At 34.7% G+C, this 13,610-nt stretch carries 14 protein-coding genes and 1 pseudogene; 5 read left to right on the forward strand and 10 right to left on the reverse strand.

Annotated features, from left to right (window positions below):
• Nucleotides 1-135 precede the first annotated feature (135 nt).
• The 3 genes from folP to rlmE all read right to left on the reverse strand — a co-directional run bounded on the left by folP (nt 136) and on the right by rlmE (nt 3,739).
• The gene (gene folP, locus J3U57_RS11970; RefSeq protein WP_267344872.1) at nt 136-972 is read right to left on the reverse strand and encodes a dihydropteroate synthase; all 837 of its coding nucleotides are present in this window, start codon (nt 970-972) and stop codon (nt 136-138) included.
• Nucleotides 973-1,154: 182 nt separating this feature from the next.
• Nucleotides 1,155-3,035, reverse strand: a complete 1,881-nt coding sequence (gene ftsH / locus J3U57_RS11975) for an ATP-dependent zinc metalloprotease FtsH (protein WP_416379619.1) — start codon at nt 3,033-3,035, stop codon at nt 1,155-1,157.
• A 77-nt stretch (nt 3,036-3,112) separates the two neighbouring features.
• Nucleotides 3,113-3,739 carry a 23S rRNA (uridine(2552)-2'-O)-methyltransferase RlmE gene (gene rlmE, locus J3U57_RS11980; protein ID WP_065633282.1) on the reverse strand — a complete coding sequence of 209 codons (627 nt, stop codon included), beginning with the start codon at nt 3,737-3,739 and terminating at the stop codon, nt 3,113-3,115.
• 98 nt (nt 3,740-3,837) lie between these two features.
• Here rlmE and yhbY point away from each other — a divergent pair, with 98 nt between their 5' ends.
• Nucleotides 3,838-4,131, forward strand: coding sequence for a ribosome assembly RNA-binding protein YhbY (gene yhbY / locus J3U57_RS11985; RefSeq protein WP_065633283.1), 294 nt, complete (start codon nt 3,838-3,840; stop codon nt 4,129-4,131).
• Between the two features lie 57 nt (nt 4,132-4,188).
• On the opposite strand, the gene greA is transcribed toward yhbY, so the two are convergent.
• Nucleotides 4,189-4,665 (reverse strand): transcription elongation factor GreA, encoded by a 477-nt coding sequence (gene greA / locus J3U57_RS11990; protein ID WP_065559646.1) that lies wholly within the window; start codon nt 4,663-4,665, stop codon nt 4,189-4,191.
• Between the two features lie 248 nt (nt 4,666-4,913).
• Here greA and J3U57_RS11995 point away from each other — a divergent pair, with 248 nt between their 5' ends.
• From J3U57_RS11995 to hslO, 3 genes are all read left to right on the forward strand, one after another.
• Nucleotides 4,914-6,503: a hypothetical protein gene (locus J3U57_RS11995; RefSeq protein ID WP_267344874.1), complete on the forward strand. Its 1,590-nt coding sequence runs from the start codon at nt 4,914-4,916 to the stop codon at nt 6,501-6,503.
• A gap of 105 nt (nt 6,504-6,608) precedes the next feature.
• Nucleotides 6,609-7,007, forward strand: coding sequence for a ribosome-associated heat shock protein Hsp15 (hslR, locus tag J3U57_RS12000; RefSeq protein WP_267344875.1), 399 nt, complete (start codon nt 6,609-6,611; stop codon nt 7,005-7,007).
• A complete protein-coding gene (gene hslO, locus J3U57_RS12005; protein ID WP_267344877.1) occupies nt 7,000-7,872 on the forward strand; it encodes an Hsp33 family molecular chaperone HslO in 873 nt (290 codons plus the stop codon). Before hslR ends, hslO begins: the two co-directional genes overlap by 8 nt.
• A 294-nt stretch (nt 7,873-8,166) precedes the next feature.
• On the opposite strand, the gene tsaA is transcribed toward hslO, so the two are convergent.
• From tsaA to metN, 4 genes are all read right to left on the reverse strand, one after another.
• A complete protein-coding gene (tsaA, locus tag J3U57_RS12010; RefSeq protein WP_065633287.1) occupies nt 8,167-8,886 on the reverse strand; it encodes a tRNA (N6-threonylcarbamoyladenosine(37)-N6)-methyltransferase TrmO in 720 nt (239 codons plus the stop codon).
• Between the two features lie 123 nt (nt 8,887-9,009).
• Nucleotides 9,010-9,909: a MetQ/NlpA family lipoprotein gene (locus J3U57_RS12015; protein ID WP_065798370.1), complete on the reverse strand. Its 900-nt coding sequence runs from the start codon at nt 9,907-9,909 to the stop codon at nt 9,010-9,012.
• 14 nt (nt 9,910-9,923) lie between these two features.
• Nucleotides 9,924-10,565: a methionine ABC transporter permease gene (locus J3U57_RS12020; protein WP_065633293.1), complete on the reverse strand. Its 642-nt coding sequence runs from the start codon at nt 10,563-10,565 to the stop codon at nt 9,924-9,926.
• A gap of 112 nt (nt 10,566-10,677) precedes the next feature.
• Complete coding sequence (gene metN / locus J3U57_RS12025) at nt 10,678-11,709, reverse strand: methionine ABC transporter ATP-binding protein MetN (RefSeq protein ID WP_065798371.1); 1,032 nt, start codon at nt 11,707-11,709, stop codon at nt 10,678-10,680.
• A gap of 115 nt (nt 11,710-11,824) precedes the next feature.
• Between metN and gmhB the strand changes: the two genes are divergently transcribed.
• Nucleotides 11,825-12,361, forward strand: a complete 537-nt coding sequence (gmhB, locus tag J3U57_RS12030; RefSeq protein WP_267344876.1) for a D-glycero-beta-D-manno-heptose 1,7-bisphosphate 7-phosphatase — start codon at nt 11,825-11,827, stop codon at nt 12,359-12,361.
• Between the two features lie 294 nt (nt 12,362-12,655).
• Here the strand turns inward: gmhB and J3U57_RS12865 are convergent.
• Together J3U57_RS12865 and J3U57_RS12870 are read right to left on the reverse strand one after the other, a co-directional pair.
• A pseudogene (locus tag J3U57_RS12865) lies at nt 12,656-12,832 on the reverse strand (DUF4184 family protein); the annotation flags it as partial.
• Nucleotides 12,833-12,933: 101 nt separating this feature from the next.
• Nucleotides 12,934-13,104 carry a DUF4184 family protein gene (locus J3U57_RS12870; protein ID WP_416379686.1) on the reverse strand — a complete coding sequence of 57 codons (171 nt, stop codon included), beginning with the start codon at nt 13,102-13,104 and terminating at the stop codon, nt 12,934-12,936.
• Between the last annotated feature and the right edge of the window lie 506 nt (nt 13,105-13,610).

Here is a 13,610-nt window from a genome sequence, read left to right on the forward strand (position 1 = left end):
ATTTGTTTCTGAAATTTCTTAACTTCTTAAAAGAAGTTAAACCGTGATTAAAAATTTTAAGGAAATGGATGCGTTTTTGCATCCCCCCAAAATCTCTTGATTTTACATTTTACATCTACTACAAAATAAACATTTTCATTTTTGTTCCGCTAATGTCGCTTGTACAATTCGTAATGCATCAAATGTCTCTTTAACATCATGGACACGAATAATGTGTGCACCTTTCATTGCAGCAATGACAGCACAAGTTACACTACCTTGCATACGCTGTTGTGGTGGTACATTTAATACTTGTCCAATCATGGATTTCCGTGACATGCCTACCAATAAAGGGAGGTCAAAATGGTGGAATTTTTCTAATGTTGCTAAGAGTCGATAATTATGAGCCAAGGTTTTACCAAAACCAAAGCCAGGATCGAGAATGATTTTTTGTCGATCAATTCCTGCTTGTATGCAACGATCAATATGTTGAGCAAAAAAGTCATCCACTACTTGATAGATATCTTGTTCATAATGTGGTGCATTTTGCATAGTTTTTGGATCGCCTTGCATGTGCATAATACAAACGGGTAATCCTGTTTGGGACGCAGCTTCAATTGCGCCAGGTTCGGTTAGTGCACGGATATCATTGATTAAGCGTGCACCTGCTTTTGCCGATTCTGTTATGACTTGTGGTTTTGAGGTATCAACCGAAATCCAAACATCAAAATAACGGGCAACTTTTTCAACTAAAGGAATCACTCTATCGAGTTCTTCTTCAACCGAGACTTCAGCCGCCCCTGGTCGAGTTGATTCTCCACCAATATCAATGAATGTGGCACCGGCTTGGATCATGTTATCGACACGACGCATTGCATCATCAAGATTGTTGTAATTGCCGCCATCAGAAAACGAATCTGGTGTCATATTTACAATACCCATCACTTGTGGATAAGAGAGCTCCATTACTTGATTTTGAAAACGTATTTCCATGGTTATAGCCTTATTCGATTTTTATTGATAATGTTTTTATGCGATATTAAAAACGCTTGAGCACAATTGTTGCATGTATTTTATGCAGATTATGATGTTATTGTTGCCCTATTTATGAGATAGTTATTTTAATATTATCGATAAAAAACGCGCCGTAGCGCGTTATATTTTATTAAAGTCAATTAACTTTCTGATTGAGGTGGTATATCGCTTCCTTCATTTGGAATTTGATTTGCTGCTTTTTCGTCACTTTCTGTCCAATCATCAGGCGCAGTGATAGGTCGACGAGCAATTAAATCTGCAACTTGTTTAGCACCAATAGTTTCGTACTTCATTAATGCATCTTTCATGGCGTGAAGTACATCCATATTTTCAGTCAGTATTTTACGTGCCCGTTCAAAATTACGGTCGATAATTTTTTTGACTTCTTCATCAATGATACGTGCTGTTTCATCTGAAATATCTTTAGGACGACCATAAGATGAGTTATCATCCATTTCATAAAATAATGGACCTAAGCGATCAGAAAAGCCCCACTGAGTAACCATCGCTCTGGCGTATTGCGTCGCGACTTTTATATCATTAGATGCACCGGTTGATACTTTATCAACACCGTAAATAAGTTCTTCAGCAAGCCGACCACCATAAAGTGTTGCAATGTCACCCTCTAATTTTTCACGGCTTTCACTAACGCGATCACCTTCAGGTAAAAAGAACGTAACCCCTAATGCGCGTCCACGTGGAATAATGGTCACTTTGTGAATCGGATCATGATCAGGCATTAAATAACCAATAATTGCATGACCAGCTTCGTGATAAGCAGTAGAAATAAGCTGTTCTTTGGTCATGGTTAATGAACGTCGTTCAGTACCCATGTTAATTTTATCTTTAGCCTCTTCAAACTCGTCCATGGTGACTAAGCGCTTATTACGACGAGCGGCAAATAGTGCGGCTTCGTTTACAAGGTTTGCTAGTTCAGCGCCAGAATAACCAGGTGTACCACGTGCAAGAACGGATAAATTGACATCAGAACCAAGTGGAACTTTACGTACATGAACGGCTAAAATTTGTTCACGGCCTTTCATGTCCGGTAAACCAATTTGTACTTGGCGGTCAAAACGACCTGGGCGAAGTAATGCTGGATCTAAAATATCAACACGGTTGGTTGCCGCAATAATGATGATGCCACTATTCGCTTCGAAACCATCCATTTCAACTAACATTTGGTTAAGGGTTTGTTCACGTTCGTCATGCCCACCCATTGACCCTGCGCCACGTTTACGTCCGACAGCATCAATTTCGTCAATAAAAATGATACAAGGCGAATGTTTACGAGCTTGTTCGAATAGATCGCGGACACGAGATGCACCGACACCAACAAACATTTCGACAAAGTCAGAACCCGATATACTAAAGAAAGGTACATTGGCTTCACCCGCGATAGCTTTGGCAAGTAGCGTTTTACCGGTACCTGGTGGTCCAACCATCAAAATCCCTTTTGGGATGCGTCCACCTAGTTTTTGATATTTGCCAGGATCGCGTAAAAAATCCACGACTTCGGTGACTTCTTGCTTCGCTTCTTCACTACCCGCAACATCGGTAAACTTAGTTTTGACTTGATCTGGAGTGAGCATTTTGGCTTTACTTTTGCCAACAGACATTGGCCCGCCTTTGCCGCCACCCTGCATTTGGCGCATGATAAAAATCCAGAAGCCAATTAATAGAATAATTGGAAACCAAGAGATTAAAATATTAACTAATAAACTCGGTTTTTCATCAGGGCTACCATAAACAGCAACTTTGTTTAATACCAAATCATCCATTAATTTTTCATCAAAATAAGGGATATAGGTGACATAACTGCCGTTACCTTTAGTGGTGGCAACAATTTCACGCCCGTTAATATGCACCTCTTGAAGTTTGCCACTGGTGATGTCTGAGTTGAATTGGGTATAATTGACTTGAGGACCACTATTGGATATTGAGCTGAATTGATTAAATACAGCAATCAATACTACCGCAATGACTCCCCAGATCAGCAAATTCTTTACCATGTCGTTCAAAAGAAAAACCTCTCATAAAAATTAACAGTTACGACTAAAATTAACTTAGCAATGGTACTACAAAATTATACAACTGGCTACTTCATACCCATTGCAACGATATAAACTTCTCGGGATCTTGCCCGTGAAGCTTCAGGTTTACGGATTTTGACTGTTTTAAACATTGAGCGTACCTGTTTTAGGTACTCTTCAAAACCTTCACCTTGGAATACTTTGACAATAAAATTACCATTAGGTGCAAGCACGTCTCGACACATATCAAGCGCGAGTTCAACTAAATACATAGCTCTAGGAATATCAACAGCGGGTTGACCACTCATATTGGGGGCCATATCTGACATCACAACTTGAACTTTTTGATCACCAACGCGTTCAAGCAGTGCTTTTAATACTGCTTCATCACGAAAATCACCTTGCAAAAAATCAACGCCAACAATCGGATCCATGGGTAATAAATCACATGCAATAATGCGACCTTTATTACCAATTAAAGATGCTACGTATTGTGACCAACCACCAGGTGCTGCACCTAAATCAACAACGGTTATCCCGGGTTTAAATAGTTTGTCACTTTTTTGAATTTCTTCTAATTTGAACCATGCCCGAGATCGTAATCCCTTTTTTTGGGCTTGTTGTACAAAGCGATCTTTGAAATGTTCATTAAGCCAGCGTGTCGAACTTGCCGAGCGTTTTTTATTACTCACCGCTAATAAATCCTTAGTGTAAGAAGGTTTCTTCAATTGATTACTCATATATATAAGGGTAGAATAGCAAAATTACAACTTAATGTGATAAAAAATTAATGAATTTATCAAATAAACAAAAACAGTACTTAAAAAGTGAATCCCATCATTTAAAACCTGTTGTGATGATTGGTGCTAATGGGTTTACCGAAGGTGTTCTTGCTGAAATTGAAAGCGCTTTAAATTTTCATGAATTAATTAAGATTAAAGTATCAGCTGAAGATCGTGACAGTAAAAAATTAATTTGCGATGCAATTATTCGTGAAACCAAAGCACTAGCTGTACAACAAGTCGGGTCTATTTTTACCATTTTTAGACCAAGTGATGAAAAGAAAATCACTTTACCTAAATAAAATAAAAACAGGGCAGTAAGCCCTGTTTTTATTGTTAACTTTTATGTTTTTTTGATATTAGATATATTCAACTTTTACTATATCAAATTCTACATCACCGCCTGGTGTTTTAATTTGGACTGTGTCACCATCTTCTTTGCCAATTAAACCTCTGGCAATAGGTGAGTTGACCGAAATCAGATTTTGCCTATAGTCAGCTTCATCATCACCGACAATGCGATAAGTTGTTTCTTCGTCGGTATCAACATTGATTACTGTTACTGTGGCACCAAAAATTATACGTCCGGTGTTTTTCACTTTGGTAATATCAATAATTTGTGCTTGTGATAACTTGCCTTCAATTTCTTGAATACGTCCTTCACAAAAGCCTTGTTGTTCTCTGGCTGCATGGTATTCGGCGTTTTCTTTTAAATCCCCGTGCGCTCTTGCTTCGGCTATAGCTGCTGTAATTTGTGGTCGTTTAACATTTTTCAGCTCTTCCAATTCCGCGCGTAATAATTCGGCTCCCTTTACCGTCATTGGGATTTGTTTCATCTTTGCTCTCCCGTTTTACTGATAATAAAAAAAATAACAAGCCCAACGCTTAATCAAAAGCGTGGCAGGTGGTGATTGTAGTTGTATATGTTATTTTAAAAGACACCAATGTCTATCGCTATATATTAACTGTAAAACCGATCTGACCACAAATCATTTATATCGAAATCAGGTGCTATTTTGGCTAAAATCGGTTATCGTAATGTAATTATTAATATTTTAATTTAACCATTTAGTTTATTTATGTTATGCGACGATTAAGATTATCTATAATTATTGTCTTGTCTATTATTTGGTTTGTGTTGTTATTACCTTATTTCTTAATGCAGACTTCTTTTGGTGCGAATTTAATTGGGCAACAATTATCTAAATTAAGTCCTTATACTATTTCTATTGGCAAGGTAAGTCATTCATTTTCAAATTTTTATGAGCTGTCTTTTGATGATGTTGTGATTAGTAATGAAAAGCAGCAATTGGTCAATGTTCCAAAATTAGTTGTTGGATTTGATAAAGATAACCTATGGCAGTTAAATCATTTCAATTATATTACTGTTTTTGAAGGTGTGATTGATTATTCACAAACAGCTAAAGATTATAATTTTACAGCAAACACGCTAAAATTAGTGGATACCAAAATCAATATTCCCCTTAATAATAACCAAGATAAATTATCATTAAACCAGTTAAATGGTGGCATTAAATCATTTAATTCGCAAGGTGAGGGAGACTATCAGTTTGATTTGACGGCACAGCAAGTTATGTTAAATCAACAGACAATGGATAAGGTACTTATTCAAGGTTTTCATCGAAATAACATTATTACTGTTACCAATTTAGGTGGTAATGTTGATAACGGTTTTTTTGTTAGTAAATTGAAAATAATGGCGGATAATAGCTGGGATATTGAACAGTTGAAGATTAATAAGATTCATTTTCAATCGATCGATGACCGCTATTCTGCAATACTGCCTAAGTTAGTTATTCGCCAATTTACTATGTTCGATAGTAGTATTCAACTTCCAGGGTTAACTATTGATAAAGGGAATATTGATGCAACTAACCTACGCTATGATCAACAATGGATAGTAGATGATAGTGATGTTACTTTGAGTGCAGAGAGTGTAGTTTGGCATGATGAGGTATTTTCATCGGCATTGTTACAATTACAGTTTAAAAATAATCAAGTTGAAATTCAAAAAGCGATGGCAAATTGGAATGAAGGTAATCTTGATTTTACTGGTAGTTGGAGTAATAACGCTTTACATTTAGAAAAATTATTATTAGCTGGTGTCAATTACCAAGTACCACCAAAATCAGACGGATTTTTATTACCCGATCTATTTAGCCGAGTAGAAGTGGATCAATTAACCATTTTACCTGGTATGTTCATTGATAAAAATTCAGATTTTCCATTTGTTTTTATCAATTTTGAAATGTCAGGCTCTAATGTAGTCTTAGTTCAAGATAGAAAATTAGGTATTTATGCTGGAACCTTATTTTGTAAAGCTGAACTGGGCTCTATTAATGAAATTGATATTAAATATCCCGATCTTGTTGTTAAATTTGATGCTCAAAATCAAACTTTAGTCAGTTTTAGTTCGTTAGTGAGTGGCGGTATGGTTGAAGCAATAGCGACAATAGATCCAACGCAAACTGAATTTGTCTCGTTACATTTAACTGCCTATAATATCTCCAGTTCACTATTAAAAGAGTGGAAATTAATAGAAGAACCACCTAAATCCATTAATTATAGTGCAGATTTACACGGTAGTATTTCACCATTTAAATTATCTGGCACTTTATTGTCTAATGAAAACGAGTTTATTATTAATCCATAATATTGATTTAAGTAAAAACATCCTTATATACCCTGTAAAGATATTTGATATCTGACTAGTGTTTAGTATCAGATTGACTTGATGAAAAATGTATATGAGGATGTAATGAATCCAGTTAGATTAGATAAATGGTTGTGGGCTGCAAGGTTTTATAAAACTCGTTCATTAGCTCGAGAAATGGTTGAGGGTGGTAAAGTTCATTATAATGGACAGCGCACTAAACCAAGTAAAATTATTGAAGTGGGTGCAATTTTAACTCTTCGACAAGGTTCTGATCAAAAGACCATCCAAGTATTAGCCATTACTGAACAGCGTAGATCTGCTACAGAGGCACAATTACTTTATCAAGAAACGCAAGAAAGTATTACTAAACGCGAAACCATAGCACAAGCACGTAAACTTAACGCATTAACTATGCCACATCCGGATCGGAAACCGGATAAAAAAGAGCGACGTAACTTGATTAAATTTAAATATGATAGACAACTAGGCGAAAATAACTAATATGGATACTCTTAATCGATTTTTATTTGATAATCACGCTATTCGAGGTGAAATCACCAATCTTGAACAGACATACCAGGCAATTTTAGATAATCACACTTATCCCGTTGCTGTACAAAAAGTCTTAGGTGAATTACTGGTGATAACCAGTTTGTTAACAGCTACACTAAAATTTGAGGGTGATATCGCTGTACAATTACAAGGTGATGGTCCTTTATCTTTAGCGGTTGTAAATGGTAATGATCAGCAACAACTTCGAGGAGTTGCGCGTGTAAAGTCGGATATTGCCAATAATGCAACACTTAAAGAAATGGTTGGTAATGGTTATATTGTTATTACAATTACACCCAAAAATGGTGAACGTTATCAAGGTATTGTAGGATTAGAAAGCGATACGCTTATTGGTTGTATTGAAAACTATTTCATGCAGTCTGAGCAGTTACCAACACGTTTATTTGTCAAAACAGGCGTTTATAATAATAAACCTGTTGCTGCTGGTATTTTATTGCAGATATTGCCAGGAAATGAAAATACATCTGATTCTTTCGAGCATCTATGTACCTTAACTCAAACGATTACTAGTGATGAGTTATTTGAACTGTCCACTGAAGAAATTTTATATCGTTTATATAATCAAGAGCAAGTTCGATTATTTGAGACTCATAACGTGACATTTAAATGTGGTTGTTCTCGTGAACGTTGTGAAGATAGCTTAATGACTTTGCCTGCCAATGAAATAGATCAGATGTTAAAAGAAGATGGTGGCAAAATTGATATTCATTGTGATTATTGTGGGAAACATTACATATTTGATACGATTGATATTGCTCAAATCAGAGCTAAACAGCATACCAATTATCATTGATTTTTCTTTCTAAAAGGACCACTAAAATTTGTTAAAATTTTAGTGGTAAGGTGAAATATAGGGAAATTAAACCCAGTTCTAATTTACCAGACTCGTATAATTATGTCAGTTTCTTTTATCGGTTTTGATAGATATTTTTGTAAAGAATCTTTACAAAACTCTTTATGACAATAACACCTAAAAATATCTTATTAATTGTTTTTAATATCAATAAGTTAGGTAGTTTACTTTTTACTTAATAAACTAAACGTGTTTCTAGTATAGAATTTATGATAATAACGGCAGTAATGCGATTTATGTTTTGTTGTTTTTTTCTATATCAATATCTTCAACTATGGCATGTTTATCAGAAATTCTACACTTAATATTAAAGTGATAAAGTCTAAATCCATAATCCTGCTCTTTCAAACTTTTTTGTTTATATGCAGGCCTTGGATCTTGAGCAATAACTTGAGTAATTAATGTCGCTAAATTAGGGTATGTCAGTTGATATAATTTTAGTGATTGCTGTGCTTGTTTTGAAAATTCAACGGTTAAGGTTTTATCTGGCATCGCTTGAGCATAACCGGCAATTGCCTCGGGATAACTATCACAATAGGGTAAGTAGGGTTTGATATCGATAACCGGTGTTCCATCTACTAAATCAACACTACCTAATTTTAAAATGACTTGTTTGTTTTTTATAACGATATCTTTCAACGCTACTGCTGATAAACCAATATGGTTGGGTCTAAATGGAGAACGGGTTGCAAATACCCCTAACGTTTTATTTCCGCCTAAACGAGGTGGGCGCACTGTTAAACGCCATTTGTCTAATTCAATTTGATGAAATTGAAATAGAAGCCAAAGATGAGAAAACTGTTCTAATCCTTTAATTGCATCAGGGTTATTGTAAGGTGGTAACAAATGCAGTTCACCTTGACCTTCAGTCACTAAATTAGGTTGTCGAGGCACAGCAAATTTTTCACTATAAGGTGAATGGATAATGCCTATTGGGTTGATTATTTGTTTCATATTAATTGAGTTAACAGGTACAACTCATGAGTAAAATACATTTTATAATAGTTATTACGACATATTAAAAACATCCACCGACGTTAAGTCGGTGGAAAACATCATAATATTTTAGCTATGATTTTACCAACCACGAATTGCGCCGCCATTAAACACTTGATTTGCTTTTTGGGCTACGGCATCTGTCTGGTAAGCTTTAACAAAGTTTTTGACATTGTCATTATCTTTATCTACTTCACGTGATACGATAATGTTTACATAAGGTGATTCTTTATCTTCAACAAAAATACCATCCTTGCTTGGTGTTAAATTAGCTTGTCCTGCAAAAGCGTTATTAATAATGGCAAGGTCAACTTGTGCGTCCTTTAATGAACGCGGTAACATTGGTGCTTCAAGTTCAACAATTTTATAATTATACGGGTTGCTGGTTATATCAAGTACTGTCGGTAGTAATCCTTTTGATTTATCCACCGTAATCATGCCTTCATGTTGTAATAAAAGTAATGAACGGCCTAAATTAGTTGGATCGTTAGGAATGGCTATCGTTGAGCTAGCTGGAATAAAGAAGGTTTCGTCACGTGGTGAGGTTACTTTCACGCCGGCACCAGTTTCAGCTGATTTATCAATTGGTTTTAATTTATGTGAATAGCTAGCAATTGGATAAACAAATGAGTTGCCGACTACTGCTAATTTATAACCACGTTCTTTCATTTGTTCATCTAAATAAGGTTTATGTTGGAATGCGTTAACATCAATTAAGCCATCATTTAGTGCTTGGTTTGGCGTGACATAGTCATTAAAAATAACCAGTTCTACATCCAAGTTATAAAGATCTTTAGCTTGTTGTTTAGCAACTTCTGCAACTTCTTGTTCTGGGCCTGAAATCACACCAACTTTAATCGTGTTAGTTTTTACAGGCTCTACCGGTTTATTTTCTTCTGTTTTTGATTGTTTATTATCACAACCCGTTAAAAAAAATGCACTCACCAAAGTAGTGATAAGTGCTAGCTTTTTAATAGACATAATTTTCTCCAAAATTAATGATGAGTAACACGTTTTACAATAGCATTGCCAATAAATTGAATAATAAATACGATAATAATTAATATTATCAAAACCGTATTCATTATAGCAGGCTTATAACCATTGTAACCATATTGTATTGCTAATTGACCAAGTCCCCCTGCACCAACAGCACCAGCCATAGCAATATAGCCAGTTAGGGTAATTAATGTAATTGTCATACTGTTAACAATGACAGGTAATGATTCGGGTAATAAAACTTTATAAATTATTTGTAGTGGTGTTGCTCCCATTGAACGTGCTGCTTCGATTAATCCTTTTGGTACATCTAATAAGGCATTTTCGATCATTCGTGCAATTAGAGGTGACACACCAATACTCAGTGGTACCACTGCTGCTTGTTTACCAATAAAAGTTCCCATAAGAAATGTCGTGAAAGGAATAATCCAGACAATCAAAATAATAAATGGTATGGAACGAAATACATTAGTAATAAATGAAATAGCGTTATTTGCTAAGTAACAATCTAAAATTTGTCCTTTGCGTGTGGTATAAAGTAGTATGCCTATCGGTAAGCCAATAACTGTTCCCCAAAAACCTGACAAAATAACCATGTATAGGGTTTCATCGGTCGCTTGTGCCATTTTGAATAACATGGCTTCATTAAAGCCATTAAAAGAAGAGCAAAAAGTCACAAAGTTTGCCCAAAAATCGTGTTCAGCTAAAAATCGAAATAATGACTCAAAAGGTTTAAACGAAGGAAGAAAATTAAACATAACCTAGCACCTCTACTTTGGTGTTATTGTTCTCTAAAAATTGTATTGCTGATGCTGTGCTTTTTGGTTTGCCTTTCATTTCTGTCAACATTAATCCAAACTTAACACCGCCAGCATAATCCATTTGAGCACTGATAATGTTACTATCAATATCAAACTCTTTAGCAATTTGTGATAACAGTGGTAAATCAACTGAAACACCCGTAAATTCCAATCTTACTAATGGATTTAAACCTTCTTTATATTCAGGTGATAGCCTTGCTAAATAATCCTCAGGGATAGTTAAGTGTAAAGTCGATTGTATAAATTGCCTTGCAATATCAGTTTTGGCGTGTGAAAACATTTCGCCAACCGATGATTGTTCTACTAATTTACCATTACTGATAACGGCAACTTGATCACAAATTTGTTTTACCACATCCATTTCATGAGTGATTAATAAAATGGTTAAACCGAGTTTTTGGTTGATATCTTTTAATAAAGCTAAAATAGAGCGTGTTGTTTCTGGATCTAATGCGCTAGTTGCTTCATCACATAATAATACTTTAGGTTCACTGGCTAACGCTCTAGCAATAGCGACGCGTTGTTTTTGCCCACCAGATAAATTAGCTGGATAGACATCAGCCTTTTCACTTAAACCTACAAGTTCAATAAGCTCATTTACTTTTTGCTTGATTACCTTTTTAGGCGTTTTATTTAGTTCGAGTGGAAAAGCAATGTTATCGAATACAGTTCTAGATGATAACAAATTAAAATGCTGAAAAATCATGCTAATCTTTCGGCGTACTTCAATTAATTTTCGATTAGATAAATGGGTAATATCTTGGTTATCAAAAAGTATTTTGCCACTGGTTGGTTTTTCAAGTAGGTTTACGCATCGAATAAGTGTACTTTTTCCCGCTCCTGATTTGCCAATAACGCCATAGATTTTCCCTTTTGGAACATGAAGGGAAATATCGTTTAAAGCATGAATTGGGGTCTTATTATGCTCAAATATTTTCGAAATATGCTGTAATTGTATCATAATATATATAGACAAAGGGTAGATAGCTGAATATTAAGACGTCTAGACATCTAAGTCAATCAATAATATGCTATACGAATTGGTGTAATGCCTAAGTAAAAGGAAAAAAGTAAACATGAAACCTGCTATTTTTTTGGATCGAGATGGTACCATTAATGTCGATTATAATTATGTTCATACCATTGATAAATTTGATTTTATTGATGGGGTTATAGAAGCTATGCAAGAACTCAAAAAAATGGGTTTTTTGTTGGTGATTACGACCAATCAGTCAGGTATAGCTAGAAATATCTTTACTGAAGAACAGTTTAATACATTAACAGAATGGATGGATTGGTCATTACAAGATCGCGGTGTAGATTTGGATGGAATCTATTATTGTCCTCACGATCCATTGACTGATAAATGCGAATGTCGTAAGCCGAGTCCTGGTATGATTCAAACTGCAGCTAAGGAATTAAATATCGATATTGCAAGTTCATATATGGTTGGTGACAGAGTATCGGATTTATTGTCGGGTAAAAAGGCAGGTGTTAAAAAAACAGTTTTAGTCAAGACCGGTGATGCCATTACTGAAGAAGCATTAGCACAAGCTGATTGGGTAATTAACAGCTTGGCTGATTTACCCAATAAAATAAAAGCAGAATCATAATTATCTAAAAATACTATCCTAATACGGTGTTTAAAATTAATGCCGTATAATTTTCACGATAAGCGGTGATAAAATTAATCCCAAAAATAGCGCATTGATAAAATTCACCGCACTTTGAGCAAAGCAATGAATAGTATTGATGGAAAAAAGAGAAAAACAACTTAAAAAAATCAAAAATACTGAACCTAAATATAGGAAGCTAATTTTATTTTTCTTATCAATCAAGACAGATAACCTAAGAATAAAGAGGCATATTAAGCTTAATCCGATCAGAGCACTTTTATGTTGCAATAATTAATAGATTGGAATATCTGTATTTTTTAGTGAAATTATCTGTTGTAAAAAAGGAAAGTGTTTCACAAAAAAGCCAGTCAAGTGAGTAAAACTATCCCAACCTACATGAGATAGTGCACCTATTAATACAGAAGTTAAGACAATAAACCAATGATGGTAGCAATATTCACGCCAATTAAAATTTAGATAATGAGTAAATCATTTATATAGAAAATGCGGCAAATTTTTGATTAATTCATTACGAATAATGAAGTGAAAGATAAAAGCAACAATTATTGTTATTGGTAGATCAAAATAAAAAATACCATAATTAAAGTAAGGCTCATATCACTTTTTATTTTCATTCTAAGAAAATATTCAAAATCAGGTGACATACTACCTATAATTATGGCTGTCATAGAAAAATTGAGGTTTTTTGTAAAAAGATAAAACAATTGCAGGATGTGCAAAAGTAAAAGGCATATAAAATATGCTTGAAAAGTTAGACTGAAATAGAAAAATTATAATTATATAATCAATAGTAAATAAAGAAAGTTTGTAAAATTTGTATAGAATTAGTTTATTTTCACAGCGCCATGAGTAAAAAAAACACAAACAGAAAAAAAATAGCAATAAACACTTGCAGGAATTTTTTAAGTGCCTATAATGCGCATCCACTGACACGGCGTTAGTGAAAAACAAACGAAGAACGTGTTAGAGAGCAAGATCAAAAATATTGAAAAAAGATCTTGACGAATAAAAAGGTGTAGCGTAGTATACGCAGCCCTTGAGACAGCAAACTGAAACAACAAAATGTTTAGTTAAATTTAACGCTGTCAGCTCTTTAAAAAGAAGAAACAGACAATCTGTGTGGGCACTTGCGAGACGAAAAATTAAAAGTCTACGGACTGAAAAAATTAAGTCTTGATAAGTGACACTGAAGATTCATTTGAATATGTCAGAGACAGTTATTGAG

The organism is Gilliamella sp. B3464, assembly GCF_026536145.1.
Classification (GTDB): domain Bacteria; phylum Pseudomonadota; class Gammaproteobacteria; order Enterobacterales; family Orbaceae; genus Gilliamella.

Excerpts from the sequence above, each read along its gene's own strand:
- J3U57_RS11995 (WP_267344874.1), top strand. The coding sequence starts at position 4,914 with ATGCGACGATTAAGATTATCTATAATTATTGTCTTGTCTATTATTTGG.
- tsaA (WP_065633287.1), bottom strand. The coding sequence starts at position 8,886 with ATGAAACAAATAATCAACCCAATAGGCATTATCCATTCACCTTATAGT.
- yhbY (WP_065633283.1), top strand. The coding sequence starts at position 3,838 with ATGAATTTATCAAATAAACAAAAACAGTACTTAAAAAGTGAATCCCAT.
- gmhB (WP_267344876.1), top strand. The coding sequence starts at position 11,825 with ATGAAACCTGCTATTTTTTTGGATCGAGATGGTACCATTAATGTCGAT.
- greA (WP_065559646.1), bottom strand. The coding sequence starts at position 4,665 with ATGAAACAAATCCCAATGACGGTAAAGGGAGCCGAATTATTACGCGCG.
- folP (WP_267344872.1), bottom strand. The coding sequence starts at position 972 with ATGGAAATACGTTTTCAAAATCAAGTAATGGAGCTCTCTTATCCACAA.
- metN (WP_065798371.1), bottom strand. The coding sequence starts at position 11,709 with ATGATACAATTACAGCATATTTCGAAAATATTTGAGCATAATAAGACC.
- hslR (WP_267344875.1), top strand. The coding sequence starts at position 6,609 with ATGAATCCAGTTAGATTAGATAAATGGTTGTGGGCTGCAAGGTTTTAT.
- J3U57_RS12015 (WP_065798370.1), bottom strand. The coding sequence starts at position 9,909 with ATGTCTATTAAAAAGCTAGCACTTATCACTACTTTGGTGAGTGCATTT.
- J3U57_RS12020 (WP_065633293.1), bottom strand. The coding sequence starts at position 10,565 with ATGTTATTCAAAATGGCACAAGCGACCGATGAAACCCTATACATGGTT.